Origin of the sequence: Blastochloris sulfoviridis, assembly GCF_008630065.1 — a bacterium.
GTDB classification, from domain to species: Bacteria; Pseudomonadota; Alphaproteobacteria; order Rhizobiales; family Xanthobacteraceae; genus Blastochloris; species Blastochloris sulfoviridis.
Map to the genome: position 1 here is coordinate 12690 of NZ_VWPL01000020.1, position 25861 is coordinate 38550.

The window sequence follows — 25861 nt, forward strand, 5'->3', positions numbered from 1 at the left end:
CGCCCGCTCAATAGGCGTTTTCGGTCTTGAACAGCGCGAACGGCGTCTTGAGCAGGATCGCCAGGTCGAACAGCACCGACCAGTTCTCGATGTAATAGAGATCGTGCTCGACGCGGCGCTGGAGCTTCTCCTCGGTGTCGGTCTCGCCGCGCCAGCCATTGATCTGCGCCCAGCCGGTGATGCCGGGCTTGACGCGATGGCGGGCGAAATAGCCGTCCACCGCCTCGTCATAGAGCCGGTTCTCGGCCTTGGCGTGCACGGCGTGCGGCCGCGGCCCGACCAGCGACAGGTTGCCGGCGAACACCACGTTGAAGAGCTGCGGCAGCTCGTCGAGCGAGGTCTTGCGCAGGATGCGGCCGACGCGCGTCACCCGCGGGTCGCCCTTGGTGACCAGCCTGGCGGCGGTGGCGTCGCAGGTGTCGGTGTACATCGAGCGGAACTTGAACACCTCGATCAGCTCGTTGTTGAAGCCGTAGCGCTTCTGGCGGAACAGCACCGGCCCCGGCGAGTCGAGCTTCACGGCGATCGCCACCAGCAGCATCACCGGCGACAGTGCGAGAAGCGCGAGGCTGCCGACGATCTTGTCGAACAGCCACTTCATCACCACGTCCCAATCGGCCAGCGGCCGGTCGAACACGTCGAGCGTCGGCACGTTGCCGATGTAGGAGTAGGCGCGCGGCCGGAAGCGGAGCTTCGCCGAGTGCGCCGACAGCCGGATGTCGACCGGCAGCACCCATAGCTTCTTCAGCATGTCCAGGATGCGGGTCTCGGCGGAGACCGGCAGCGAGAACACCACGAGGTCGATGCGGGTGCGGCGGGCGAACTCGACGAGGTCGGCCACGCTGCCGAGCTTCAACTTGTCGCCGACCTGGCCCGGCGAGCGGCGGTCGCTGCGGTCGTCGAACACGCCGACGATGTCGAGGTCGCTGTCGGGCTGCGCCTCCAGCGACTTGATCAGCTTCTCGCCGGCCTCGCCGCCGCCGACGATGACGGTGCGGCGCACCAGCCGGCCCTCCTGGGTCCAGGTTCGCACCAGGCTGGCAAGGCCGATGCGCAGCGCGAGCAGCGTCATCAGGCCGCTGACGTACCAGCTGCCGATCCACACGCGCGAGAAGGCATCCTCGATGCGCGCGAAGAATGCCACGGCGAAGGCGACCAGGAACACGAGCGTCCAGGCCGCCGCCAGCCGCGAGAACTGCGCCGACACCGAGCGGAAGGCCTGCACGTGATAGATGTCGACCGCCTGGAAGGCGAGCACGGCCGCCCCCGTCAGCGTCAGGATGGCAACCGGATAATAGGCGGCGAAGCCGTCGTTCGGCACCACATAGGCGAGGTAGATCGCCGCGCCCAGCAGCGCGATGGCGGTGAACTCGACCAGCCGCACGAAGCCGGCCAGCACGATCGGCGAGACAGCCGCGGCGATCGGCTCGGCCGCAAGCCGGCGGGCGACGGCGGTGAGGCGAGGCTTCGCGGCCGGCGTGGAGGCGGCCGGCGAGGAGGGCGCGACCGGGCAGTTCTCCGGCTCACCGCGCAGATTTGCATCGAGCATACCGATACGCTCCGAAGGATGCGCGCGCGAGATTGCGCACCCTGTTCTTTTGCGGAGCGAGGCTAGGCCAGAACCTTCACGGAAGGCTTAATTTCCGTGTGTGGGTATAACCGTTCGGTAAGCGTCGAGCACGCCATCGGCCATCGCCGCAACGCTGAAGAGATCGCGCACCCGCGCGCGAAGTGTGGCGGTTGCAGCCTCGTCCGGCATGGCGATGGCGCTGCGCAGAGCGGCCATCAGCGCGGCGATGTCGCCGGGCTCAACCAGCCTCTCGGCCGCCGCGCCGAAGATCTCCGCCATGCCGCCGACCCGGCTCGCCACCATCGGAATACCGGCGGCGGCGGCCTCCAGCACCACATAGGGCAGCGACTCCGCCAGCGAGGGCACGCACAGGAGATGGCCGAGCGCGAAGGCCTCGCGGGCGGGCAGGGGCCCGGTGAAGCGCACGCGATCGAGCAGGTCGCGCGCCTCGACGAGATCGCGGAAATAGCGCGCGTCCGGCCCGCCGCCGACGATGGTGGCGGTGAGCTGGAAGCCTGCGATCCGCAGCCGGGCCATCGCCTCGATCAGCACGTCGACGCCCTTGAGGCGGCGAAGCTCGCCGACGAACACCATGTCTGTGGCATCCGGCCGCGGCGCCACCGGCTCGAACTCCTCCGGGTGCAGGCCGTTGTGCACCACGCGCGCCTCGGCCGTGGGGCGGGCGATCTTGCGGGCATAGGTGTCGCGGCCATAGGCGCTTTCGAACAGGAACAGGTCGGTGCGCCGCGCCAGCAGCCGCTCCAGCGTCAGATAGACGAGCCCCGACGCCGAGCGCGCGTCGTAATGCAGGCTGCCGCCGTGCGGCGTGTAGACGCGGATCGCGCCGGGCGCGGCGGCAAGGCGCGCACAGGCGCCGCCCTTGGCGCCGTGGCCGTGCAGCACGTCGGCGCGCGTGTCGCGCGCCCGCGCGCCGACATGGCGCACCGCGCCGATATCGTCGAACCCGACCTGCCGGGTCATGCGGACGCGGCTGACGCCGAGTTCGAGCTGCGGTTCGAGTTCGGCCAGCGCCGTCTCGGACAGCACGCCGCCGCTCGCCGTGGCGGCCACCACGCCGACCGCATGGCCGCGCGCCGCCTGCTCGCGGGCGAGGTCGACGACATGGCGGAACAGGCCGCCGACCGGCGCCCGCAACACGTGAAGAATGCGAAGGGATGTCATAGGGATTCCGGCTGGGCAGCTTGGCTTCTTTCTTCCCTCTCCCCTTGTGGGAGAGGGTGGCGCGATCGAGCGAACGCGAGGGCGCGCCGGGTGAGGGGTGCGGATGGGCGAATGCAGGAAGATTCACCCCTCACCCGCCTCGCGATCTGAGGATCGCTCGGCACCCTCTCCCACAAGGGGAGAGCGCGGCTCCCGGCCGGTGGGCTGTACCGAGTTGAGTGTCTGAAACCTATCTCACAGCCACCGTTCGATGACGTTGATGGTGTCGCCCGGCCGCACCGGATAGGTCAGCGGCACGCTGGTGCGCACGAGCTGGCCGTCGACGACGCGCGACACCTCGGCATAGGTCTTGTAGGCACGTGGCGAGAAGCCGCCGGCGATCGCCACCGCGGTCTCCACCGTCATGCCGTTGACGTAGGCGTACTGGCCGGCGGCGGTGACCTCGCCCAGCACGAAGAACGGCCGGTAGGCCTCGACCTCGACGGCGACGTGCGGTTCGCGCACATAGCCCTGGCGCAGCTTCGCCGTGATGGCGCGCGCCAGGCTCTCGGTCGTGCGCCCGCGCGCCTCCACCGGGCCGATCAGCGGCACGGCAATCTTGCCCGAGGCGTTGACGGCGTAGGAATTGGTCAGCCCGTCCTGGCCGAACACGGTCACCCGCAGCTTGTCGCCGGCGTCGAGCGTATAGGGCGCCTCGGGCGCCGCCTCGACCGGCGGAATCTGGGACGGCGTGGCACAGCCGGCGAGTCCCAGCATGGCGGCCAGCAGGATGGTGGAACGCAGTCGCATCGCGATGAACCCGATCGCCTCAGGTCTCCTCTATCGGGCGAACATGGTTAACGAAACGTTGCGTCAAGCGAATTGCCGCGCCGATTAACCGACCGGCAACCATGAAGCGACGTTAATCGCCCCAGCGTTCGGTTGCGTTGAGTGGAGTAGGCGATGCGTAGCGTCGGCGAGGTGAGTGGGCTCGAACCGTTGGTGCCGGTTCGGGCGCCCGCGGTTCCGGGCGCGCGGGAGCACGACGGCGACATCGACCTTGCGGCGCTCGGCCGCGCGCTGTGGGAGAAGCGGCGGTGGATTCTGGCGCCGACCCTGGTCGCGCTCGCCATCACCTTCGTCGCCGTCAATCTGATGACGCCGGTCTACCGCGCCGAGTCGCGCATCCTCATCGAGAACCGCGAGAACGCCTTCTTCCGCCCGGAGATCGAGCGCAACAGCGCGGTCGACCGCACGCTGGTGGATCCGGAAGCGGTCACCAGCCAGGTGCAGATTCTGCTGTCGCGCGACCTCGGCCGCCAAGTGGTCACCGAGCTTCATCTCGCCGACAAGGCGGAATTCGACGCGGGCTCGCTGGTGTCCAATCTTCTGCGGCTGGTCGGCCTCGGCCGCGACGACAAGCTGGCCACCGAGGAACGCGTGCTGCGCGCCTATTTCGAGCGGCTCAAGGTCTATCCCATCGAAAAGTCGCGGGTGATCGCCATCGAGTTCGAATCCCGCGATCCCGATCTCGCGGCCAAGGTCGCCAACGCGGTGGCCGAGGCCTATCTCGCGCTCCAGCAGCTTGCCAAGCAGGACTCCACCCGTCAGGCATCAAACTGGCTGCAGGGCGAGATCGAGAAGCTGCGCAGGAAGGTGGCCGACGCCGAAGGCCGCGCCGAAGCCTTCCGCTCGCGCGCCGACCTGTTCGTCGGGGTCAACAACACCCAGCTCTTCAACCAGCAGCTCGCCGAGCTGAACACCCAGCTCGGCGTCGCCCGCACCCAGAAGACGGAAGCCGAGTCGAAGGCGCGGATGATCCGCGAGATGCTCGCCTCCGGCCGCCCCGTCGAGGCGTCCGACATCATCAATTCCGAGCTGATCCGCCGGCTCGTCGAGCAGAGCATCACGCTCAAGGCGCTCCTGGCCGAACAGTCCTCGACGCTGCTCAGCCAGCACCCGCGCATCAAGGAGCTGCGGGCCCAGATCGCCGGCCTCGGCCGCCAGATCCGCGACGAGGCCGAGCGCATGGTGCGCGCGTTCGAGAACGACGCCCGGATCGCCGACGCCCGCCAGGCGCAGATCGCGCGCGATCTCGACCAGCTCAAGCAGCAGGTCGCCGGTGCCGGCGAGCAGGACGTGCAGTTGCGGGCGCTGGAGCGCGAAGCGAAGGCCGAGCGCGACCTGCTCGAATCCTATCTGGCGCGCTATCGCGACTCGGCGGCGCGCGACACGCTGTCGGCCCTGCCGCCGGATGCGCGCATCATCTCGCGCGCCATGCCCTCCAACGTGCCGGCCTTCCCCAAGAAGGTGCCTATGATCCTGCTGATCACCCTGGCGACCTTCGTCCTGTCGACCGGCATCGTCGCCAGCGGCGAATTGCTCAGCGGCCAGGCCCGCCACATGGCGGTGCGCGAGCGCGGCGTTCCCGTCGCGCTGAACCTGCAGCAGAGCCTGCCGCTCGACGAGGAGGCCGAGGCGCCTGCGCAGGCGCCAAGCCTGGCCGAACTGGTGGGCGCGCACGAGCCGGGCATGGTCGCAGTGGTGCCGGCGACCGAAGCCGTGGCGGCGACGCCGATCGCCGCCAAGCTGGCGCGCGATCTGGCCTGTCGCGGCGAGCGCACCGTGCTGATCGAGCTCGATCCGCGCGCGGCCGCCGCGAGCCTGGTGCGCGATCCCACCGCGCCGGGCGTCGTCAATCTGGTGCGTGGCACCGCGTCGTTCGGCCAGGTCATCCACCGCGACCGCACCTCGCGCCTGCACGTCGTGCCGTTCGGCGGGCCAGCCGCCGAGATCGACGACCTGCTCAAGGCCGAGCGCTTGGCGCTGGCGCTGTCGGCGCTGGTGCAGACCTATGATCACGTCGTGCTGGCCGCGCCGCCGGCCGCAACGCTGGCCAAGGCCGGCTTCGTCGGGCAATTGCCGCTGGCGGTGGTGGTCGGGCCGAAAGTGTGGGAGCCGGCCGAGGCCGAGGGCGTCTACGACCAGCTTGCCGAGGCCGGCATCGCCGATCTCATCGCGGTGGTCGAGACGGACGTCGCGGGCACGGGGCCGGGATCGGGCGATCCGGTCATGGCGGCGTGAGCGGGGCGGCGAACAGCCGGCGGCGGGTGGCCAGCACCAGGTTCCACAGCCGCGGCGAGCGCTTGATGTGGCGCTTGAGCGTCCCCAGTCCGCGCCGGCCCGCAGCCATCAGCCGGCCGGCCGCGGTCACCGGCAGGCAACTGTCGAACAGCGGCTCGGCCTCGTCGCAGAACCAGCCCTTGTAGCCGGCCTCGCCGACGCCGAGGTCGAACCAGTCGAGGCCGTCCTCGCAGCAGGCGCTGGCGATGTGGATGAACAGCAGCACGCCGGGGCTGAAGCGCGCATGCTCCGAGCCGGTGATCGACACCTGCATGCACGAGCAGCGGCGCGCGTCCCGCAGGGCGCAGACGACGGCGATCACCTCGTCGTCGCACACCAGCGCGTGGCATTCGAGCAGCGGCCGTCCGGTCTCGACGCCATGGCGGGCGGCATCGCGCAGGAACGCCTCGACACCGGGCTCGGCGAACACGTTGGTGAGGCCCGCCGCCCGCATCCGCGCCGCCTTCTGCGCGAAATGGGCGCCAAGCAGCCGCTCGGCTTCGTCCGGACTCGACGCCGTCACATAGCGATAGCCGGGCAGGGCGGCGAGCTTGCGCGCCTTGCGGTGGAACTTGTTGCGGGTGTCGGCGGACATCGTCCGCCCGAGATACGCCGCAGGATCGGTGGCGAGCCGCCCGCGCCAGCCGAAGCTCGGGGTGGCGTGGTGCGGCAGCAGCCGCAGCGGGTTGGGCACGTCGTGCCAGCTTTCGGGCTGGCGCTCGATCGAGATGATGTCGAGCCGCGGCCCGAGCCGGCCGATGCGCGCAACGAGGTCGGCGGTCGCGGCGGCATCGAGCGCCTCGGCGATGTCCTTGCGCCACAGGCCGAAATTGTAGTTGACGTGCTTGCCGCCGAGCGGCTCGGCCACCACCAGCGGGCCGACCCGCCGCCGGCCGAGCGGCAACAGGAATGCCGGCCGGCCCGCCTCGTCGCGGCCGACCACGATGAACGGCGCGATTCCGGCCGCAGCCCCGATGTGGCGCTGCCACAGCGCCAGGAAGTCGAAGCGCTGATAGGCGGGGAAGACCGCCTCGCGCTCCAGCGCGCGCCAGACCGGCTCGGCCGCGGCGAGATCGCCGAACGCCTCCAGCTCTGCCACGGCCTGCGTGCCGGCGGCGCTCTTGGTCAGCGCCCGGCGAGTTGCGTCGGCATCGGTCAAGCTCAGAGTCAAACTGCGTCCCTCGGCTGCGGGCGCAACGGTCACGGTCGTTCTGTCCGGCGGAGCGAAGCCCCTGCCGAGTGTGCGCCTTCTGGCTTCGCGAAAGGTGGCAGCAATTCCTCAAGGAAAGGTTGGCGCCACGTGCCGGATGCGTCGCGCCCCGCGAATCCGAGGGGGATCAGGCCGCGCGATCGGGCTGGGCCATCCACCACACCAGGGCGCCGGCCGGGATGACCCAGCCGATGCCGGCCACCACGTAATAGACCAGCTCGGTGAACCAGTGGCCGAGGCCGATGCCGAGCTGCGCCACCATCATGGCGCCGAGCGACCAGACGACCACCAACAGCAGCAGCAGGATGGCGCCCCAGAATTTGCGTGTGCGCTGTCGCATTCCGGAATTCCTCTTTCTTACGCCAGCGCCTGCTTACGCCAGCGCCTGGTCGAGGTCGGCGATGATGTCGGCGGCATCCTCCAGCCCGATCGACAGCCGCACGGTGTCCGGCCCGGCGCCGGCCTGGATCTTCTGGGCGTCGGTGAGCTGGCGGTGGGTGGTGGAGGCCGGGTGGATGATCAGCGAGCGGGTGTCGCCGATATTGGCGAGGTGGGAGAACAGCTCGACCTTCGACACCAGCTTGACGCCCGCATCATAGCCGCCCCTGAGGCCGAACGTGAACACCGCGCCCGCGCCCTTGGGCACGTACTTCTTGGACAGCGTATGGTAGCGGTCGCCCTTGAGGCCGGGATAGCTGACCCAGCTCACGGCGGGATGCGACGACAGGAATTCGGCCACCGCCAGCGCGTTCTCGCAATGGCGCTGCATGCGCAAGGGCAGCGTCTCGATGCCGGTGAGCACCAGGAAGGCGTTGAACGGCGACAGCGCCGGCCCGAGATCGCGCAGGCCGAGCACGCGGCAGGCGATGGCGAAGGCGAAATTGCCGAACGTCTCGTGCAGCACCATGCCCTGATATTCCGGGCGCGGCTCCGACAGCATCGGATAGCGGCCTTCCTGCGACCAGTTGAAACTGCCGCCGTCGACGATCAGGCCGGCCAGCGAATTGCCGTGGCCGCCCAGGAACTTGGTCGCCGAATGCAGCACCACGTCGGCGCCGTGCTCGAACGGCCGGCACAGATAGGGGGTGGCGAGCGTGTTGTCGACGATCAGCGGCACGCGGGCGCGCCGCGCCACCCCGGCCACCGCCTCGATGTCGGTGATGACGCCGCCGGGGTTGGCGATCGATTCGATGAAGATCGCCTTGGTCTTCACCGACACCGCGTTCTCGAAGCTCGCAATGTCGTCCGGATCCGCCCATTTCACCGTCCAGCCGAAGTTCTTGAAGGCGTGGTTGAACTGGTTGATCGAGCCGCCATAGAGCTTCTTGGAGGCGATGAACTCGTCGCCCGGCTGCAGCAGCGTGTGCAGCGTCAAGAGCTGCGCCGCATGGCCCGAAGCCACCGCCAGCGCCGCAGTGCCGCCCTCCAGTGCGGCGATGCGCTCCTCCAGCACCGCATTGGTGGGGTTGCCGAGCCGGGTATAGATGTTGCCGAACGCCTTGAGGCCGAACAGCGCCGCCGCGTGGTCGACGTCGTCGAACACGAAGGAGGTGGTCTGGTAGATCGGCGTCGCCCGCGCACCGGTGGTCGGGTCCGGCTTGGCGCCGGCGTGGATGGCCAGGGTCGAAAAGCCCGGGGTGCGGTCGGTCATGGCGGTCTCCTGGTCCGGCAGTCGTTCGGCAGTGGTTCGGGCAGTGGTTCGGCACGTCGGCGGAACCGCTACCATTACGACAGGGGCGTGGGGAAGAGAACCGCGGGTGCGGATCTATCGTCCCGCTCCGCGCGATGCGCCGAGCCGGGACCGTTTTTCAGCGCCGCGGTCTCCAACGCCGTAGGGCGCAACAGCGTCGGCGTATTGCGCTGGAGCGCGAGCTGCCTCCACCACAGAGGTGCAATACGCCGACGCTATTGCGCCCTAGCGATGTCGGCCCGCCAGCCCCAGCCGGGGGATCTCGATCGCCGGGCAGCGGTCCATCACCACCGCGATGCCGGCGGCTTCGGCCTGCGCCGCCACCGTGTCGTCGACCACCCCGAGCTGGGTCCACAGCACCTTCGGGCGCACATCCAGCGCCAGCATCTCGGCGAGGATGCGGGGCAGGTGGCTCGAGTCGCGGAACACGTCGACCATCTCGACCGGCTCGGGAACATCGGCGAGGCCCGCATGGACGGTGCGGCCGAGCAGGGTTTGGCCGGCGAGCCCGGGATTGACCGGGTGGACGCGATAGCCGGCCGCGATGAGGTAGCCCAGCACCTGATGGCTGGGCCGCGCCGGATTGGCCGAGGCGCCGAGCAGGGCGATGGTGGTCGTCCCGGTCAGGATGCGGCGGAGCGCGGCGTCTGGGTCGCGGCCGGCCGAAGCGCGGCCGTGTGCCGGCATCATCAGCGGTCCTCCCAGTGGGGATGGCGCTTCTCGATGAAGGCGGAGATCCCTTCCTCGGCGTCGCGCGCCAGCATGTTCTCGACCATGACTTCGGTGGCGTAGGTATAGGCCTCCGGCAGCGTCATCTCGCGCTGGCGGTAGAAGGCTTCCTTGCCGATCTTGACGGTGTGGGCAGATTTCGCGGCGATCTTATTGGCCAGCGCCAGCGCGGTCTTCAGCACCTCATCCTTCGCCGCCACCCGGTTGACCAGGCCCCACGCGCACGCCGTCTCGGCATCGATCATCTCGCCGAGCAGCAGCATTTCCAGCGCCTGCTTGGGCGCGACGTTGCGCGACAGCGCCACCATCGGCGTCGAGCAGAACAGGCCGATATTGACGCCGGGCGTGCAGAACTTGGCCTCGCGCGCCGCCACCGCGAGGTCGCAACTCGCCACGAGCTGGCAGCCCGCCGCGGTGGCCGTGCCCTGCACCGCGGCGATCACCGGCTGCGGCAGCGTGACGATGGCCTGCATCACGGCGGCGCAGCGGCCGATGATGTCGGCGTAGAAGGCGCGGCCGCCGTCCGGGCCGGCGCGCGCCGCCGTCATCTCCTTGAGGTCGTGGCCGGCCGAGAACACCGGCCCCTGCGCCGTCAGCACCACCGCGCGGATGGCGCGGTCGGCCCGGATGTCGTCGAGCGCCGCCGCGAGCGCGGCCAGCATCGCGTCCGACAGCGCGTTGCGGCTGGCCGGGCGGGCGAGCGTGACGATCTCGATCGCGCCGTCGCGGGCGCGGACGATCGGCGAGGTATCATGTTGCGGGGTAGTCTCTTGCAGGGCAACGTCGGCCATCGCGTCCTCACGGGGGCTTGCTCACATAGGCTTGAGCGTACGGGATACGGTTACATTCTAATCTAATCGCAGGACGGGCCGCGACACGAGCCCGTCCAGGGAAACGCCAGTGCACGGAACCAGTCAGAAGATGCACGGAGTTGGCGCAATCGTGCACTAGATTCTTTCGTTGGTGCAGCAGCTTATCCAGTCGGATGCGGCCTTCGGCTTGATGCATCCGACTGGGCTGGTGCACTGGCATGCAGGGGAGGACCGGAATGCAGCTGCCGACCACGGCCGAGACCGCCGCGCCCGATGCCGCGCCGCGCGCGCGCATGACCACCGCCGAGCTGCAGGCGTTCCTGCGGCGGGAATTTCCGCAATCCTTCGAGGACGACGGCGACCTCGTGGTGGAGGCCACCGGTTACGGCTTCGCCCGGGTGCGCCTGAAGCATGCGGAGAAGCATCTGCGGCCGGGCGACACGCTCTCCGGCCCCTCGATGATGCTGCTCGCCGATGCCACGGTCTATGTCGCGCTGCTTGCCTCGATCGGCCCGGTGCCGCTGGCGGTGACCATCAATCTCAACATCAATTTCCTGCGCAAGCCGACGCGGCGCGACCTGATCGCCGAATGCCGGCTGATCAAGCTGGGCAAGCGGCTGGCGGTCGGCGACATCGGCATCCGCTCGGATGGGCGCGACGAGCTGGTCGCCCACGCCACCGCCACCTACTCGATCCCCGACAAATGAAAGGGCTTGCCCAATGGTATTAAAACACCAAAATTATAAATCATTGTTCTAATGAAGAAATTCGTCGCATTCGAGCATTGACCGTCGCGCGCGCCTTCTCTACAAGGCCGCTCACGCTGCGGTCCCGGTTCGTCCGGGTGCCGCGCCCGTTGTCAACCCGGAAACCGCCATGAAAACCTATTCGGCCAAGGCCGGCGATATCGACAAGAAGTGGGTGGTGATCGACGCCTCCGGCCTTGTCGTCGGCCGGCTCGCGACGATTATCGCGATGCACCTCAAGGGCAAGCATCTGCCGACCTACACCCCGCACATGGATTGCGGCGACAACATCATCGTCGTCAATGCCGAGAAGGTGGTGCTCACCGGCCGCAAGCTCGACCAGAAGGTCTACTACCACCACACCGGCTATCCCGGCGGCATCAAGGAGCGTTCGGCCAAGTCGATCATGGCCGGCAAGTTCCCCGAGCGCATCCTGGAGAAGGCGGTCGAGCGCATGCTGGCGCGCGGCCCGCTCGGCCGCAAGCTGATGGGCAACCTGCGTGTCTACAAGGGCCCGGCCCACCCGCACGAGGCCCAGCAGCCGGTCAAGCTCGACGTTGCCGCCATGAACCGCAAGAATGTGAGGAGCGCCTGACGATGGCCGAGGTTCTGCAGTCCCTCGAAGACCTTCAGGGCTTGAAGGGCTCCGTCGCCGAGGCGCCGGTCTACGAGAAGAAGGTCGATGCCCAGGGTCGCGCCTATGCCACCGGCAAGCGCAAGAACGCGGTCGCCCGCGTGTGGATCAAGCCGGGCTCCGGCAAGATCACCGTCAATGACCGCGTCGTCGACGTCTATTTCGCCCGCCCGGTGCTGCGGATGATGATCCAGCAGCCGTTCCAGGTGGCCAGCCGCGTCGACCAGTACGACGTACAGTGCACGGTCTCCGGCGGTGGCCTGTCCGGCCAGGCCGGCGCGCTGCGCCACGGCATCTCCAAGGCGCTGACCTATTTCGAGCCGGAGCTGCGCGCCGTGCTCAAGAAGGGCGGCTTCCTGACCCGCGACTCGCGCGTCGTCGAGCGCAAGAAGTACGGCCGCGCCAAGGCCCGCCGCAGCTTCCAGTTCTCGAAGCGCTGATCGGCTTCCTTGCCGCCAGGACGTTCAAAGGCCGGGCGAAAGCCCGGCCTTTTTGTTTTCGCATGGAGGCCATCCAGCTCGCGCGGTTTGATCCACCTCATACGGGAGCGGCCGCACTGCCGATATGTCTTCTGCCCAAGTTTGAGGCGGGAGAGTTCGAGGCGGGAGGGTTCGAGGAGACCACCTGCGGCCACGTTGGCCCGTCCGTCGCACGATTTGCTGCCGGCCTGCGTCGCTCCATCGGAGCTTCATGCCGACAGAGCAACGCAACAATAGACTGACACGCTCCAGGAGTGTTGAGACATGGCGACAGTGAAGTTCTACGGCGAGGAGTCGGTCCCGCTGGAAATGCACAAGGTGCGCATTGTCCAGAAACTGAATCTCCTGCCGATCGACCAGCGCCTCAAGGCGATCTCCGAGGCCGGCAACAACACGTTCCTGCTGCAGAACGCCGATGTGTTCCTCGATATGCTGACCGACTCCGGCGTCAACGCGATGAGCGACCAGCAGCTCGCGGCGATGATGGTCGCCGATGACGCCTATGCCGGCAGCGCCACCTACACGCGCCTTGCCGACAAGCTGCACGAGATCTTCGGCATGGACTATTTCCTGCCGACCCACCAGGGCCGCGCTTGCGAGCACATTCTGGCGAAGGTGCTGGTGCAGCCGGGCACGGTGGTGGCGATGAACTACCACTTCACCACCACCAAGGCGCACATCACGCTGCAGGGCGGCGTGGTCGAGGAGCTGGTGGCCGATGCCGGGCTGGAGGTGACCAGCGACCTGCCGTTCAAGGGCGACATCGACATCGCCAAGCTCGAAGCCGTCATCAAGAAGTACGGCGCCGACAAGATCGCGTTCGTGCGCGTCGAGTCGGGCACCAATCTTATTGGCGGTCAGCCGGTGTCGCTGAAGAACCTCGCCGATCTGCGCAAGGTCTGCTCGCAGCATGGCATCCTGTACGTGCTCGACGCCAGCCTGCTCGCCGACAATCTCTACTTCAACAAGATCCGCGAGGAGAGCTGCAAGAACCTCTCCATTCGCGAGATCACCCGCAAGGTCGCCGACCTGTTCGACATCATCTATTTCTCGGCGCGCAAGCTCGGCTGCGCCCGCGGCGGCGGCATCTGCATCCGCGACAAGGAGCTCTACTTCAAGATGCGCGGCCTGGTGCCGCTCTATGAGGGCTTCCTGACCTATGGCGGCATGTCGGTGCGCGAGATGGAGGCGCTCGCCGTCGGTCTCGAAGAGACCATGGACGAGGACATGATCAGCCAGGGGCCGCAGTTCATCGCCTGCATGGTGAACGACCTCGACAAGCGCGGCATCCCGGTCATCACCCCGCCCGGCGGCCTCGGCTGCCACCTCGACGCCAAGCGCTTCGTCGACCACATCCCGCAGTCGCAGTATCCGGCCGGCGCGCTGGCCTCGGCGCTCTACATTGTCTCCGGCATCCGCGGCATGGAGCGCGGCACGCTCTCCGAGCAGCGCGAGCCGGACGGCAGCGAGGTGTTCGCCAACATGGAGCTGGTGCGCCTTGCGCTGCCGCGCCGCGTCTTCACCCTGTCGCAGGTGAAGTATGCGGTCGACCGCATCGCCTGGCTGCACGAGAACCGCCGGCTGATCGGCGGCCTGGAGTTCATCGACGAGCCGCCGATCCTGCGCTTCTTCTATGGGCTGCTGAAGCCGGTGTCGGACTGGCAGGAGAAGCTGGTGGCCAAGTTCCGCGCCGATTTTGGCGACAGCCTTTGAGGCGGCAGTCTCTGAGGCCGTCGGCGAGATTTCGACCGAGAGGCCGAGAGGTTGCCTCGTACCAAGTTGCCCCTCACCCGGATCGCTGGCGCGATCCGACCTCTCCCCATGAAGAACGGGGAGAGGTGACGGGCCGCCTCTCCTTCACCTCTCCCCGTTTGCGGGGAGAGGTCGCGAGCAACGCGAGCGGGTGAGGGGCACCTGAGCAAGTCTTCCGCAAGACCGCACGATCCATCTGCGATAAGCCCGTCTGCGGCAGGCAATCTCTGCGCGAGGCCAATTTTTTCACGAGTTTGCGCCACCCTCCGCAATCGAGAACCCGCGCGCCGGACCGGCGATGCGGGTCAATTCGGTCGGGGACGGCGATCTTGGCGGATTCTTCGGATGGCGGACGGGGCGTTCTGATCGTCGGCGGCGCGCATGGCGCCCTGGCGCTGGCCCGCAGCCTGGGGTCGCGCGGGGTGCCGGTCCGCTTCATCGCCAACGAGACGCTGCTGCCGGCGTGGTCGCGCTTCGTCGCGCGCGTTGCCGGCTGGCCCGGCCCCGCCAGCACCAACGCCGTCCCGTTCCTGCTGGAGGCGACGAGGACGCACGGCCTCGACGGCTGGCTGCTGGTGCCGGGCGATGACACGGCCGTCCGGCTGGTGTCGCAGTCGCACGCGGCGCTCTCGGCCGCCTACCGGCTGATGCTGCCGCCGTGGGAGGCGCTGCAGTGGGCGTGCGACAAGCCGCTGCTCTATCGCCGCGCCCGCGAGTTCGGCCTCGCCATTCCGCAGACCTACGCGGTGGCCTCGCTCGACGAGGCGGCGAAGCTGGAGCCGCGATTTCCCATTGTGCTCAAGCCGCACATGGGCGTCGGCGGCGGCCGCTTCGTGAAGTCCAAGGTGGTGCGGGCCGACGACCGGGCCGCCTTCCTCGCCGCGTTTCGCGCCGCCGCCTCCGAGATCGGCGGCGAGCACGTCGTCGTCCAGGAGCTGATTGCGGGTGGCGGCGAGAGCCAGTTCTCCTATGCCGCGCTGTGGCGCCGCGGCGCGCCGGTGGCGGAGTTCGTCGCCCGCCGCGCGCGCCAGTATCCGATCGAGTTCGGCTTCACCAGCACCTATGTCGAGGTGGTCGAGGATCCGGGCGTGGTTGCGGCCGCCCGTCCGCTGCTCGCCTCGATCGGCCATGACGGGCTGGTGGAGGTCGAGTTCAAGCGCGATGCCCGCGACGGGTCGTTCAAGCTGCTCGACGTCAATCCGCGCCCCTGGTCGTGGTTCGGGCTGGCCCGCGCCGCCGGCGTCGATCTCGGCGCCATGCTGTGGGATGCCGCGGAGGGCCGCGAGGTGGCGCCGGCCGCAGCCCGCCCAGGCACGGCCTGGACCTATGCCCTGCGCGATGCCGTGGCGGCGAGCCAGCTCATCCTCAAGGATCGCTTGCGCGCAACCGATTATCTGGCGTCTCTTGCCCGGGTGCGGGCGGAGGCCGCCTTCGCGCTCGGCGATCCGCTGCCGGGCCTGATCGATCCGCCGGCGACGGCGTGGCGGGTGCTGACCCGGCGGCTGCTGCCCCGCCTTGCATCCCGTCTCAAGGAAGGCCCGGCTGCGGGCACGTCGCCACCATGAGCGCAGGTTTGACCGCCAGAGCATTCTCCGCACGAGTGGGAACCGGTCTTGCGAAAGAGAATGCGGAAACTCAAAGGCCTGGAGCGTCCGGCCGTTTCAGTCTGATCGGCGGACACGCCAAGCGTCTCCTCAGATACGGTGTCATCCGCGCCGGCCTGGAGGCGGTGGCGCTGACGCACGCCGGCCGGCTGATGCCGGGTGCGGCGGGGCGCGGCGTGGTGTTCACGCTCCATCATGTGCGGCCGGCGGCAGCGGCGAACTTCGATCCCAACGCCATCCTGGCGGTGACGCCGGCCTTTCTCGAACAGGCGATCGGCGTGGCGCTGAAGCGCGGCCTGACGCCGGTCCACCTCCACGACCTGCCGAAGCTGCTGGCCGACGAGTCGGACCAACGCAAGTTCGCAGCCTTCACGCTCGACGACGGCTATCGCAACAATGCCGAATTCGCCGCACCGGTGTTCCGGAAATACGGCGTGCCCTACACCGTGTTCGTCACCCCCGGCTTCAGCACCCGCACCCGCACCATCTGGTGGGAGACCGCGGCCGCGCTGGCCGGGCAGGGGCCGTCCGTCCGCTTCGATTTCGGCGCCGGTCCCGAGACGGTGGCGACCGCCACCGGCCTGCAGAAGTTCGCAGCCTTCGAGCGGCTTGCCGCGTTCGTCCAGAGCATCGACGAGGACGAGGCGGTGGAACGCATCGACGAGGCTGCGCGTGCGGCGGGCCTCGATCCGCTGGCCATCGTCGACGGTCTGGTGATGACGGTTGACGAGTTGCGCGTGCTTGGCGCCGATCCGCTCGCCCATCTCGGCGCCCACACCATGACGCACGTCAACCTGATGCGCGTGAGCGCGGAGCGCCTGCACCATGAGATCGCCGCCTCGACGCGGACGATCGAGGACTGGGTCGGCGCCAGGCCGCGCGCGTTCTCCTACCCCTATGGCTGGGCGAGCGCGGCTGGCGCGCGCGAGTTTGCCGCTGCCGCCGCGGCCGGCTTCGAGGTGGCGGTGACCACCCGGCCCGCCGTGCTGCCGTTCGGCCGCCTTGAGCGGCCGACGGCGCTCGGCCGCGTTTCGCTCAACGGCCTCTATCAGCAGCCGCGCTACGTCGAGGCGCTGATCTCCGGCATTCCGTTCCGGCTGATGGGGTAGCGCGGCTTCCGGCCGATCGGCTCTTTTCCTTCTCCCGCAAGAGCTTTGCCAGGGCACGCGCAAGCGCGGCCCGGGTGGGAGAGAGGAAGAGCGCGGCTCTTGGCGGCTGGCTGTTCCGATAGGATGACCCGGAAACCGGGTCAGCTCACCCGGAACGTGGTGTCGCGCACCAGCCCCGGCTGGAAGGTGAGGTCGGCGATCGGTGTCTCGCCGGCAACCGTGGTCTGGCCTTCGCCGACCAGCACGCGGGCGCCGGGCGGCAGGTAGATGTCGACGCGCGAGCCGAAGCGGATCATGCCGAAGCGCTCGCCGGTGCCGACCTGCTCGCCTTCTTTGACCCAGCACACGATGCGCCGCGCCACGAGGCCGGCGATCTGCACCACGCCGAGGGTGGCGCCGGTGGTGGTCTTGATGATCACGCCGTTGCGCTCATTGTCCTCGCTCGCCTTGTCGAGGTCGGCATTGAGGAAGACGCCGGGCTTGTAGGCGACACGCTCCACCCGCCCGGCGATCGGCGCGCGGTTCACGTGGCAATTGAACACGTTCATGAAGATGGCGACGCGGGTGCGCGGCGCGTCGCCGAGGTCGAGCTCGCGCGGCGGCGGCGCATTCACGATGCGCTGGACGACGCCGTCGGCCGGCGCGATCACCAGCCCGTCGCGGATCGGCGTCACCCGCTTGGGATCGCGGAAGAAGGCGAAGCACCACGCCGTCAGCACCAAGCCGATCAGCCCGACGCTGAACGACATCCAGAACAGGCCGAGCGTGATGATGGCAAACACCGCGACGAACGGCACGCCTTCACGGTTGAGGGGCGGGATCGACTTGCGCGCCGAGGAGAGCGCAGTCATGAGCGAGGAGACGTCCAGGGAAGATGACATGATGGCTCCTTTCCACCCGATCCGGCGCTGCGCCGCAAGGGACTATCATTGGAATTCCGGTGGACCGACTCGCGATTCCGGACGCAGGCTCGCCTAAGACGGGAAAGAGATAGCGGGATTTTCGGCGGCAGGAAGGCCCTTCGCCGCCCCGCCGGCCGAAATCCCGGTGAAGATCTACCGCCCCCTCATCCGGCCGCGCCCGAGCCGGCCGGGGTGGAGATCAGGCCCTCGGCCGCGGCGTGGGCCAGGGTCTCGCGCGCCGCCTCGGCCTCCTTCTGGCGGTTCCACATGCCGGCATAGAAGCCGCCGCGGGCCAGAAGCTCGCCATGGGTGCCGCGCTCGATGATGCGGCCCTCGTTCAGCACGATGATCTCGTCGGCGCCGACCACGGTGGAGAGCCGGTGGGCGATGACGATGGTGGTGCGGTTCTTCGACACCCGCTCCAGGGCCTCCTGGATCTCGCGCTCGGTGTAGCTGTCGAGCGCGCTCGTCGCCTCGTCCAGCACCAGGATCGGCGGACCCTTGAGGATGGTGCGGGCGATGGCGACGCGCTGCTTCTCGCCGCCCGACAGCTTCAGGCCGCGCTCGCCGACCTCGGTGTCGTAGCCGGCGGGCGTCGAGCGGATGAAGTCGTCGATCTGCGCCAGCCCCGCCGCCTGCTCGACCTCGGCGTCGTTGGCCTCCCAGCGGCCGTAGCGGATGTTGTAGCGCACGGTGTCGTTGAACAGCACGGTGTCCTGCGGCACCATGCCGATGGCCGAGCGCAGGCTGGTCTGGCTGACGGTGCGGATGTCCTGGCCGTCGATGGTGATGCAGCCGCCCGACACGTCATAGAAGCGGAACAGGAGGCGCGACAGCGTCGACTTGCCGGCGCCCGAGGGGCCGACCACCGCCACCGTGCGCCCCGCCGGCACGGTGAAATCGATGCCTTTGAGGATCGGCCGCTCGGGATCGTAGGCGAAAACCACGTTCTCGAACCGCACCGTGCCCTCGCGCACCACAAGATCGGGCGCGCCCGGCCGGTCGAGAATTTCCGCCGGCCGGTCGAGAATGCCGAACATGGTCTCGATGTCGACCACCGCCTGCTTGATCTCGCGATAGACCATGCCCATGAAGTTGAGCGGCTGGTAGAGCTGGATCATGATGGCGTTGATCATCACGAAATCGCCGATGGTATTGCGCCCCGCCTTGATGTCCAGAACGCACAACGCCATCATCCCCGTCAGGCCGAACGTGAAGATCACCGCCTGTCCGGAATTGAGCACCGCGAGCGACGTGTAGGTCTGGATGCTGGCGGTCTCGTAGCGCTCCATCGAGCGGTCGTAACGCTCGGTCTCGCGCCCTTCGGCGCCGAAATATTTCACCGTCTCGTAGTTGAGCAGCGAGTCGACCGCCTTGGTGTTGGCCTCGGTGTCGCTCTCGTTCATGCGCGTGCGGATGGCGATGCGCCATTCCGTGGCGAGGTAGGTGAACCACATGTAGAGCGTCACCGTGAGGACGATGACCGCGGCGTAGCGCCAGTCGAACTGCCACACCATCACGGCGAGGATCAGCGCCAGCTCGATCACGGTGGGGGCGAGCTGCAGCATCACCATCCGCACGATGATCTCGATGCCGTTGCGGCCGCGCTCCAGCACGCGCGTCAGGCCGCCGGTCTTGCGCTCCAGGTGGAAGCGCAGCGACAGCGCGTGCATGTGGCGGAAGGTCAGCAGCGCCAGCCGCCGCACCGCATGCATGGCGACCTTGGCGAACAGGCCGTCGCGCCACTGCGTCAGCACCGCCATCAGGATGCGGGTCACGCCATAGGCGAGCGTCAGCATCAGCGGCGCCGCCAGCACCCAGGCGACCCAGCCGTCGCCCTTCGGGGCGTCGCCGGCCAACGCGTCGGTGGCCCATTTGAAGGTGAAGGGCACCACCAGCGTCACCAGCTTGGCGACGACCAGCAGCACCATGGCATAGATCACCCGCCGCTTCAGGTCGGCGCGGTCGGAGGGCCAGATATAGGGCCACAGATTGACGAGCGTGCTCAGAAGCCGCCCGTTCTCGGTCGAAACGGTGGGCGGCTTCTGCGGCCCCGGCTGGGGCGCGGCGGCGGCATAGTCGGAGGGTCTCATCGCCTGTATCCGTGTCCGCTCAACTGGCGGCCGGCTGGTCGCCGCCTGCGCATGAAGCGGCAGAATGGGGTGGCTGACCGCCGCCGAGAGTCGCAAAGAGGCCGGCGAGATCGGCAGCCAACTCGGCAATCGCGTCGGCATCAAGGCCGTAGCAGGAGCGCGGCCCGTCGATGCGGCCGTGCACCAGGCCGGCGTCCTTCAGCACCTTGAGATGCTGGGAGACGGTCGACTGTGCCAGCGGCGTCAGCTCGACGATCTGGCCGCACAGGCAGGTGCCGTGCCGCGCCAGCGCCCGCAGGATCGCCAGCCGGGTCGGATGGGCGAGGGCGCGCAGCCGCTCGGCGCGGCGAACGTCGTCCTGGTCGAAGATGCCGTCCTGTTCGAACATGCGCTGGAGCCTTAACCGGCAAATGTGCAGATTCGCTCATCGTCAGTTGCCGATATAAAGGTCCGCTCCCGGCCCGGCAAGCAGACCGTTTGCGCGTGGTCGGTGTCGCTGGCCTTGTGCGCTGCTGGTTGGGCCGTTGGTCTTGGACGCTGGTCTTGGACGCTGGTCTTGGCGTCGGGAGCGTCTTATGGTCGTCACATGGGTCCCTTCTTCCGATCGTTCGAATCGAGCCGGCGCCGGCAGGCGCCGCTCGACCGCCTTCGCCGCATTCCGCTTCGCCTGCTCGCGCCCAATCTGGTGACGTTGTTCACGGTGGGCCTGGGGCTCACCGCCATCCGCATGGCGGCCGACGGTCGCTTCGAATGGGCGGTCGGCGCCATCGTCGCGGCGGCGCTGCTCGACGGCGTCGACGGCCGTCTCGCCCGCTGGCTGAAGGGCACCTCGCGTTTCGGCGCCGAGCTCGACAGCCTCGCCGACTTCGTCAATTTCGGCGTGGCGCCGGTGCTGATCCTCTATTTCTGGGGCCTGCACGATCTCAAGAACGTCGGCTGGATCGCCTGCCTGCTGTTCGCCATTGCCGCGGCGCTGCGGCTCGCCCGCTTCAACGTCATGCTGGAGGATCACGACCGCCCGGCCTGGCAGAGCGACTTCTTCATCGGCATTCCGGCGCCGGCGGGCGCCATCGTCGTGATGCTGCCGATGTATCTCGCCTTTCTCGGCCTGCCGCATGGCATCGTGCTGCACGTCCTGTCGACCCTGCTCACGCTCGCGGTCGGGGCGCTGATGGTGTCGCAGGTGCCGACACTGTCCGGCAAGCGGGCGACCTCCAAGGTGCCACGCGAATGGGTGCTGCCGCTCCTGGTGGCTGTGGTGGCGTTCTTTGCGCTGCTGGCGAGCTTCCCGTGGGAGGTGCTGATCTTCGGCACGCTCGCCTATCTCGCGGTGCTGCCGTTCGGCGTGAAGCTCTACCACCGGCTGGAAGAGAAGCATCCCAACGGGGAGCCGGCCGAGGCCGACGATGCCGCCGACGCGCCAATGGAGATCCTGCCGCCCGCCGATCAGCCGGGCTACGGCGCCGGCCGAGTAGGCCGGCTGAACTGAGGCCCGGCAGCCAGATCCGGCCACCATCTCCTGCCTCGATCACCGCAATGTGCGGGCCGCGGCCATTGGCGGAACGGGGACAGCCGCCCTATCTTTTTAATGGTTCCAAACATGGAGAGACGGTGTGCCCCGACATCTGCTCAGACTTCTTGGATTGAATGCTCTGGCCGGCGCCGGCGCGGCGGTCGTTCTGGTGGCCCTCCTCGTGGCCTTCGATGCGCACGGCCTCGGGACGCTGATGGCCCGCTCGGAGACGCCGCTGCTGCCGCTGGCGGTCTTGACCTTCGGCTTCGTCGTGACGCTGTCGAGCGTGGCGATGGGGGCGGCGGTGATGCTGCTGCCGCGTGACGATCAGCAGCCGCACGGCACCGCCAAGGTGCCGGTGGGCGAACTGGTGCCGGTGCGGGTTGCGGCGCGGGCGAAGCGGCGCTGATATAGGCGCCGCCGCCGAACAGGCGGACGGAGGATTCGCCGCAGCGGCGGATCGGGCCTTTGGGGGAGGGCCTCGACATGCCGTCTCGTCGCCGCATCATCGGACTTGCGGGCAGGGGACTTGCGGGCGCGCTTCTGGCGTCGCCCGCCGTGTTGCGCGCTCGCTTAGCCCGCGCAGCGGAGGTCACCCTTCGCCTGCATCATTTCCTGCCGCCGACCACCAGCGGGCAGGTGGGCTTCCTTGCGCCCTGGGCGAAAAAGATCGAGGCGGAGTCCGAGGGCCGGATCCGCATCGACATCTTTCCCAGCATGCAGCTCGGCGGCAAGCCACCGCAGCTCTACGACCAGGCGCGCGACGGCGTCGCCGATCTGGTGTGGACGCTGCCCGGCTACACCGCCGGCCGCTTTCCGATTCTCGAAACCTTCGAGCTGCCCTTCATTGCCGACAAGCGCGCGCGGGTGAATGCGCTGGCGGTGCAGGATTTCGCCGATGCCCATCTCGGCGCGGAGCTCGGCGAGGTGAAGCCGCTCTGCGTCTGGGCGCACGACGGGGGCGTGATTCATTCGTCGCGGCAGGTGGCGAAGCTGGAGGACATGAAGGGCCTCAAGCTGCGCTTTCCGTCGCGCCTGTCGGGCGAGGCGCTGAAGGCGCTCGGGGCGCAGGCCATCGGCATGCCGGTGCCGCAGGTGCCCGAGGCGCTCTCCCAGCGCGTCATCGACGGCGCGGTGGTGCCGTGGGAGGTGGTGCCGGCGGTCAAGCTGCAGGAGCTGGTGAAATTCCACACCGAGTTCGCCGGCTCGCCGACCTTCTATGTCGCAACCTTCGTGCTGGCGATGAACAGGGCGCGCTATGACGGCCTGCCGGCCGAGCTGAAGGCGGTGATCGATGCCAATTCCGGCCTTGCCGCCGCCGCCATGGCCGGCCGCAGTTGGGATGCCGCCAGCGCCGAGGTGCGCGAGCGCGTCGGGACGCGCGGCAACACCATCACCACGCTGCCGCCCGAGGAGGTTGCGCGCTGGCGCGCCGCCACCGAGCCGGTGGTGAGCGCTTGGCTCGCCCAGATGGCGGCGCGCGGCCTCGACGGGCAGCGCTATCTCGCCGCGGCCCGCGCGGCGATCGCCAAATACGCGGCAGCCTGAGCGGTGCCGGCGTCACAGCAGGAGCCGGTGCGGAACGCCGCGGCCGCCCGCGGCCGGCCGACGGAGGTGCGCATCTCCATCGGTCTGGCGCTGGGCGGCGGCGCGGCGCTCGTCGCCCTGTCCGCCCTCGTCACCCTCAGCGTGCTGCTGCGCTGGCTGGGGGAGGGCGGCATTCCCGGCGATTTCGAAACCGTGGAGATGCTCACCGCGCTGGCGGCGTTCGCCATGCTGCCGCTGTGCCAGCAGACGCGCGGCAATGTCATCGTCGACACGCTGTCGCGCAACTGGCCGCCCCGCGCCGTCCGCCTGGTCGATGCGCTGTGGGATGTGCTCTATGCCGCGGTGGCGCTGATCATCGCCTGGGGCGCGTGGCAGGGCGGGCGCGATGCGCTCGCCAACGGCACCGCCACCATGGTCCTCGGGCTGCCGGTCGGCTGGGCGATGATCGCGGCGGCGGGGCTCGCCGTCTGGCTGGCCATCGGCGCCGTGGTCAGCGCGCTGCGTCTGGTGTTCGAGGGGCGGTCTTGAGTGGCGTTCTGATTGCCGTCGCCGGCTTTGCCGCGATGCTGGTGCTGATCGTGCTGCGCATGCCGGTCGGGCTGGCCATGCTGGTGGTCGGCGCCGCCGGCTATGCCACGCTTGCCGGCGTGGCGCCGCTGCTCGCCTTCCTCAAGACCACGCCCTACTACACCTTCGCCAACTATACGCTGTCGGTGATCCCGCTGTTCGTACTGATGGGCGCGCTGGCCGAGCGCGGCGGGCTGGCGCGGGCGCTGTTCGAGGCGGCGGCAGCCGTGATCGGCCATCGCCGCGGGGGGCTCGCCAGCGCGGTGATCGCCGCCTGCGCCGGCTTCGGCGCCGTGTGCGGCTCATCGGTCGCCACCACCGCCACCTTTGCCCGCGCAGCCCTGCCCGAGCTTTTGCGCTATCGCTGCGATCCCGGCTTCTCGGCCGCCACGGTGGCGGCCGGCGGCACGCTCGGCATCCTCGTTCCGCCCTCGGTGGTGATCGTGGTCTATGCCATCTCCACCGAGCAGAACATCGCCAAGCTGTTCATGGCGGCGCTGGTGCCGGGGCTGCTGGCGACGCTGCTCTATATCGGCGCGATCGCCGTCCGGGTGCGGCGCAACCCGGCGCTCGCGCCGCCGGCGAACCGGGTTGAGCGCGCCGGGCGCCTGACGGCATTGCTGCGGGTCTGGCCGGTGGCGCTGATCGCGCTGGTCGTGGTCGGCGGCATCTATGGCGGGGTGTTCACGCCCACCGAGGCTGCCGCGGTCGGCGCGCTGGCGACGCTGCTGGTGGGTCTGGCCCAGGGCAGCCTGCGCTGGCCCGAGATCCGGCAGGCGATGATCCAGACCGCCGAGACCACGGCGATGATCTTCCTCATCCTGCTCGGCGCCGAGGTGTTCAACGGCTTCCTGGCGCTGTCGCGGCTGCCGGACACGCTGGCCCAGGCGGTGATCGAAGCCGGCCTGCCGGCCTATGGCGTGCTGGCCGCGCTCTTGCTCGTCTACATCCTGCTCGGCGCGGTGATGGACGAGCTGGCGATGATCCTGCTCACCTTGCCGGTGTTCTTCCCGGTGATGATGTCGCTCGATTTCGGGCTGACGCCGGAGGAGACGGCGATCTGGTTCGGCATCCTCGTGCTCACGGTGGTGGGCATCGGCCTCACCGCGCCGCCGATCGGCCTCAACGTGTTCGTGGTCAGCGCCATCGCCCGCGAGGTGCCGATCGCCGCGATCTACCGCCGCGTGCTGCCGTTCCTGGCCGCCGACCTGGTGCGGATTTCGCTCCTGGTGGCCTTCCCGGTCCTGTCGCTGGGGCTGGTGCGCCTGCTGGGGTGATCGTTTCGGGTATCCCGAAGGTCACTGGCTCGACAGCCGGCGCGCATTGGCCCGCACGCGGGTGTAGGCCGGTTTCAGCGCCGCCTTGCTGACCGAGTAGAGGCCCTCCGGCACGTCGGCCGCCGGCAGATTGCCGGTGGCGGCGCGGCCGATAAGTTCGCCCGCCGCCAGCGTCGCATCGAACGAACCCTGGATGGCGGCCTCGACCTTTTCCGACACCATGCGGAACGCCTCGTCGTGGCCGCGGCCGGACGCAAGTATCGGAATGCGATGCGCGATGGTCACGAACGCATCGAACGATGACAGCGCCGCCGCCGCGGTGAATTCCGTTGATATACCGAGCAGACGGGTAAACATGACATCCTCACGATCTCAGTTGATATTCTGCCGCCATCACCATTGGTGTACGACATCGTTTATGATTGTCGCTAGGTGAGGCGGAATCTAGGACGTGAAAGATCAACAAATCGTGCATCGCCAGCAGATACAACCTGTCGATGAGTTCGATCTGAGACTCTTTTATACGAGCCAGCGCAGTTATCGGTTCGCACGATCGGTGCTCACCGCGTGAGCGAGATTGTCGCACCCTGGGTCGCGGTGCCGTCGAACCGGTTCGGTCCGCTGCTGGTGAGCCGGGCGAGCGGCCGGGTGTCGCGGTCATAGAGGAACAGGCTGGAGCCGGTGAGCGTCCAGCTCGTCGCGCCGGCGAGACTGCCGCATTGCGGCTCGGCCTGCGCCCAGCCGGCGCGGGAGGCGGGCGGCTCCCGCAGCACGATCTGGCAGTTCTGGCCATCGCCGGCGAGCGTCCACGTGCCGCCAAGTCCGGCGGCCTGGGCGCCCGGCGCGATGCGCGGCGGCTCGCTCGCCGCGCTCGGCGGCAGTGGCGCCGGGCTCTCGTCGATGATCGACGGAAAGCCGCCTGAAATACCGGTCGACCCGCCACTTGAGACCCTGGACGAGAGGCCTGGCGGTGCCGCGGGCGGCGGCGCCAGGACGGCCTCCGAGGCCGATGCTCCCGGCGGCGGCGGCAGGGCGCTGCCGGTGACCGGCGCCGTCGGTGCGGCCGAGACGGGCGAGTCCGCTGGGGCGGACTCCATCACCAGAGGGCGCTCGATGGCGCAACCGGCAAGGGTGGCCGCGAGCAGCAGGGCCGCGAGGGGGAGCGGAATCGGGGCAGCGGTCAAACCCGGATGCCTCCAGCGCCGAGGCCGCTCGGGACGATCCCGACGACGCCGGCAGCCGACCGTTGGTTCCTCTCGCGCGTGTTCATGAAATCGCTGATCCCCAGAAAGAAAATTCACGAGAGCGAAAGGCCCGAAGCGACGTCATCCGCGGCCGTTCG

The 25861-nt window shown here is 68.8% G+C and carries 25 protein-coding genes; 12 read left to right on the forward strand and 13 right to left on the reverse strand.

Going from position 1 to position 25861, the window contains the following annotated elements; translation table 11 throughout:
* Positions 1–7: 7 nt before the first annotated feature.
* The 3 genes from F1193_RS11590 to F1193_RS11600 form a co-directional block, all read right to left on the reverse strand.
* Positions 8–1549 (reverse strand): undecaprenyl-phosphate glucose phosphotransferase, encoded by a 1542-nt coding sequence (locus tag F1193_RS11590; protein ID WP_150097898.1) that lies wholly within the window; start codon positions 1547–1549, stop codon positions 8–10.
* 87 nt (positions 1550–1636) lie between these two features.
* The gene (locus F1193_RS11595; protein ID WP_150097900.1) at positions 1637–2752 is read right to left on the reverse strand and encodes a glycosyltransferase family 4 protein; all 1116 of its coding nucleotides are present in this window, start codon (positions 2750–2752) and stop codon (positions 1637–1639) included.
* A gap of 234 nt (positions 2753–2986) precedes the next feature.
* Entirely contained in the window at positions 2987–3541 is a 555-nt protein-coding gene (locus tag F1193_RS11600) for a polysaccharide biosynthesis/export family protein (protein ID WP_150097902.1), read from the reverse strand.
* A gap of 153 nt (positions 3542–3694) precedes the next feature.
* On the opposite strand from F1193_RS11600, the gene F1193_RS11605 reads away from it, so the two are divergent.
* The gene (locus F1193_RS11605) at positions 3695–5815 is read left to right on the forward strand and encodes a GumC family protein (protein WP_150097904.1); all 2121 of its coding nucleotides are present in this window, start codon (positions 3695–3697) and stop codon (positions 5813–5815) included.
* On the opposite strand, the gene F1193_RS11610 is transcribed toward F1193_RS11605, so the two are convergent.
* From F1193_RS11610 to F1193_RS11630, 5 genes are all read right to left on the reverse strand, one after another.
* Positions 5802–7025, reverse strand: a complete 1224-nt coding sequence (locus tag F1193_RS11610; protein WP_150097906.1) for a GNAT family N-acetyltransferase — start codon at positions 7023–7025, stop codon at positions 5802–5804. The genes F1193_RS11605 and F1193_RS11610 overlap by 14 nt on opposite strands.
* A 166-nt stretch (positions 7026–7191) precedes the next feature.
* Positions 7192–7404: a DUF2842 domain-containing protein gene (locus tag F1193_RS11615; protein WP_150097908.1), complete on the reverse strand. Its 213-nt coding sequence runs from the start codon at positions 7402–7404 to the stop codon at positions 7192–7194.
* Positions 7405–7437: 33 nt separating this feature from the next.
* A complete protein-coding gene (locus tag F1193_RS11620; protein ID WP_150097910.1) occupies positions 7438–8715 on the reverse strand; it encodes an O-acetylhomoserine aminocarboxypropyltransferase in 1278 nt (425 codons plus the stop codon).
* 264 nt (positions 8716–8979) lie between these two features.
* On the reverse strand, positions 8980–9444 hold the full coding sequence (locus F1193_RS11625; protein WP_246164343.1) for a CoA-binding protein: 465 nt from the start codon (positions 9442–9444) through the stop codon (positions 8980–8982).
* The gene (locus F1193_RS11630; protein ID WP_150097912.1) at positions 9444–10274 is read right to left on the reverse strand and encodes an enoyl-CoA hydratase; all 831 of its coding nucleotides are present in this window, start codon (positions 10272–10274) and stop codon (positions 9444–9446) included. Before F1193_RS11630 ends, F1193_RS11625 begins: the two co-directional genes overlap by 1 nt.
* Before the next feature lie 257 nt (positions 10275–10531).
* Between F1193_RS11630 and F1193_RS11635 the strand changes: the two genes are divergently transcribed.
* From F1193_RS11635 to F1193_RS11660, 6 genes are all read left to right on the forward strand, one after another.
* Positions 10532–11002, forward strand: coding sequence for a PaaI family thioesterase (locus F1193_RS11635; RefSeq protein WP_246164345.1), 471 nt, complete (start codon positions 10532–10534; stop codon positions 11000–11002).
* 169 nt (positions 11003–11171) lie between these two features.
* A complete protein-coding gene (gene rplM, locus F1193_RS11640) occupies positions 11172–11636 on the forward strand; it encodes a 50S ribosomal protein L13 (RefSeq protein ID WP_150097914.1) in 465 nt (154 codons plus the stop codon).
* 2 nt (positions 11637–11638) lie between these two features.
* Positions 11639–12115 (forward strand): 30S ribosomal protein S9, encoded by a 477-nt coding sequence (gene rpsI, locus F1193_RS11645; protein WP_150097916.1) that lies wholly within the window; start codon positions 11639–11641, stop codon positions 12113–12115.
* Positions 12116–12418: 303 nt separating this feature from the next.
* Positions 12419–13867, forward strand: a complete 1449-nt coding sequence (locus F1193_RS11650; protein ID WP_150097918.1) for a tryptophanase — start codon at positions 12419–12421, stop codon at positions 13865–13867.
* A gap of 368 nt (positions 13868–14235) precedes the next feature.
* On the forward strand, positions 14236–15471 hold the full coding sequence (locus F1193_RS11655; RefSeq protein ID WP_150097920.1) for a carboxylate--amine ligase: 1236 nt from the start codon (positions 14236–14238) through the stop codon (positions 15469–15471).
* 164 nt (positions 15472–15635) lie between these two features.
* The gene (locus tag F1193_RS11660) at positions 15636–16619 is read left to right on the forward strand and encodes a polysaccharide deacetylase family protein (protein WP_246164347.1); all 984 of its coding nucleotides are present in this window, start codon (positions 15636–15638) and stop codon (positions 16617–16619) included.
* Between the two features lie 140 nt (positions 16620–16759).
* Here F1193_RS11660 and F1193_RS11665 read toward each other — a convergent pair whose 3' ends face one another.
* From F1193_RS11665 to F1193_RS11675, 3 genes are all read right to left on the reverse strand, one after another.
* On the reverse strand, positions 16760–17470 hold the full coding sequence (locus F1193_RS11665) for a phosphatidylserine decarboxylase (RefSeq protein ID WP_150098004.1): 711 nt from the start codon (positions 17468–17470) through the stop codon (positions 16760–16762).
* Positions 17471–17685: 215 nt separating this feature from the next.
* Entirely contained in the window at positions 17686–19614 is a 1929-nt protein-coding gene (locus tag F1193_RS11670; protein ID WP_150097924.1) for an ABCB family ABC transporter ATP-binding protein/permease, read from the reverse strand.
* A gap of 19 nt (positions 19615–19633) precedes the next feature.
* Positions 19634–20002 (reverse strand): ArsR/SmtB family transcription factor, encoded by a 369-nt coding sequence (locus F1193_RS11675; protein ID WP_150097926.1) that lies wholly within the window; start codon positions 20000–20002, stop codon positions 19634–19636.
* Positions 20003–20200: 198 nt separating this feature from the next.
* Between F1193_RS11675 and pssA the strand changes: the two genes are divergently transcribed.
* The 5 genes from pssA (at position 20201) to F1193_RS11700 (ending at position 24519) form a co-directional block, all read left to right on the forward strand.
* Positions 20201–21103 (forward strand): CDP-diacylglycerol--serine O-phosphatidyltransferase, encoded by a 903-nt coding sequence (gene pssA, locus F1193_RS11680; protein WP_150097928.1) that lies wholly within the window; start codon positions 20201–20203, stop codon positions 21101–21103.
* Between the two features lie 154 nt (positions 21104–21257).
* The gene (locus F1193_RS11685) at positions 21258–21536 is read left to right on the forward strand and encodes a hypothetical protein (RefSeq protein ID WP_150097930.1); all 279 of its coding nucleotides are present in this window, start codon (positions 21258–21260) and stop codon (positions 21534–21536) included.
* Between the two features lie 77 nt (positions 21537–21613).
* Positions 21614–22675: a TRAP transporter substrate-binding protein gene (locus tag F1193_RS11690; RefSeq protein WP_150097932.1), complete on the forward strand. Its 1062-nt coding sequence runs from the start codon at positions 21614–21616 to the stop codon at positions 22673–22675.
* 27 nt (positions 22676–22702) lie between these two features.
* On the forward strand, positions 22703–23203 hold the full coding sequence (locus tag F1193_RS11695; RefSeq protein ID WP_170263552.1) for a TRAP transporter small permease: 501 nt from the start codon (positions 22703–22705) through the stop codon (positions 23201–23203).
* A complete protein-coding gene (locus tag F1193_RS11700) occupies positions 23200–24519 on the forward strand; it encodes a TRAP transporter large permease (RefSeq protein ID WP_246164349.1) in 1320 nt (439 codons plus the stop codon). The genes F1193_RS11695 and F1193_RS11700 overlap by 4 nt, the downstream gene beginning before the upstream one ends.
* A 21-nt stretch (positions 24520–24540) precedes the next feature.
* On the opposite strand, the gene F1193_RS11705 is transcribed toward F1193_RS11700, so the two are convergent.
* On the reverse strand, positions 24541–24876 hold the full coding sequence (locus F1193_RS11705; protein ID WP_150097936.1) for a hypothetical protein: 336 nt from the start codon (positions 24874–24876) through the stop codon (positions 24541–24543).
* Positions 24877–25079: 203 nt separating this feature from the next.
* Positions 25080–25703, reverse strand: a complete 624-nt coding sequence (locus tag F1193_RS11710) for an AprI/Inh family metalloprotease inhibitor (protein ID WP_150097938.1) — start codon at positions 25701–25703, stop codon at positions 25080–25082.
* Positions 25704–25861: the final 158 nt, after the last annotated feature.

Bases quoted from the DNA above. Each gene is read 5' to 3' on its own strand.
- F1193_RS11625 (WP_246164343.1), bottom strand. From the start codon at position 9,444: ATGATGCCGGCACACGGCCGCGCTTCGGCCGGCCGCGACCCAGACGCC.
- F1193_RS11690 (WP_150097932.1), top strand. From the start codon at position 21,614: ATGCCGTCTCGTCGCCGCATCATCGGACTTGCGGGCAGGGGACTTGCG.
- F1193_RS11605 (WP_150097904.1), top strand. From the start codon at position 3,695: ATGCGTAGCGTCGGCGAGGTGAGTGGGCTCGAACCGTTGGTGCCGGTT.
- F1193_RS11620 (WP_150097910.1), bottom strand. From the start codon at position 8,715: ATGACCGACCGCACCCCGGGCTTTTCGACCCTGGCCATCCACGCCGGC.
- rplM (WP_150097914.1), top strand. From the start codon at position 11,172: ATGAAAACCTATTCGGCCAAGGCCGGCGATATCGACAAGAAGTGGGTG.
- F1193_RS11615 (WP_150097908.1), bottom strand. From the start codon at position 7,404: ATGCGACAGCGCACACGCAAATTCTGGGGCGCCATCCTGCTGCTGCTG.
- F1193_RS11675 (WP_150097926.1), bottom strand. From the start codon at position 20,002: ATGTTCGAACAGGACGGCATCTTCGACCAGGACGACGTTCGCCGCGCC.
- F1193_RS11670 (WP_150097924.1), bottom strand. From the start codon at position 19,614: ATGAGACCCTCCGACTATGCCGCCGCCGCGCCCCAGCCGGGGCCGCAG.
- F1193_RS11705 (WP_150097936.1), bottom strand. From the start codon at position 24,876: ATGTTTACCCGTCTGCTCGGTATATCAACGGAATTCACCGCGGCGGCG.
- F1193_RS11595 (WP_150097900.1), bottom strand. From the start codon at position 2,752: ATGACATCCCTTCGCATTCTTCACGTGTTGCGGGCGCCGGTCGGCGGC.
- F1193_RS11600 (WP_150097902.1), bottom strand. From the start codon at position 3,541: ATGCGACTGCGTTCCACCATCCTGCTGGCCGCCATGCTGGGACTCGCC.
- pssA (WP_150097928.1), top strand. From the start codon at position 20,201: ATGGGTCCCTTCTTCCGATCGTTCGAATCGAGCCGGCGCCGGCAGGCG.
- F1193_RS11635 (WP_246164345.1), top strand. From the start codon at position 10,532: ATGCAGCTGCCGACCACGGCCGAGACCGCCGCGCCCGATGCCGCGCCG.
- rpsI (WP_150097916.1), top strand. From the start codon at position 11,639: ATGGCCGAGGTTCTGCAGTCCCTCGAAGACCTTCAGGGCTTGAAGGGC.
- F1193_RS11630 (WP_150097912.1), bottom strand. From the start codon at position 10,274: ATGGCCGACGTTGCCCTGCAAGAGACTACCCCGCAACATGATACCTCG.
- F1193_RS11665 (WP_150098004.1), bottom strand. From the start codon at position 17,470: ATGACTGCGCTCTCCTCGGCGCGCAAGTCGATCCCGCCCCTCAACCGT.
- F1193_RS11590 (WP_150097898.1), bottom strand. From the start codon at position 1,549: ATGCTCGATGCAAATCTGCGCGGTGAGCCGGAGAACTGCCCGGTCGCG.
- F1193_RS11650 (WP_150097918.1), top strand. From the start codon at position 12,419: ATGGCGACAGTGAAGTTCTACGGCGAGGAGTCGGTCCCGCTGGAAATG.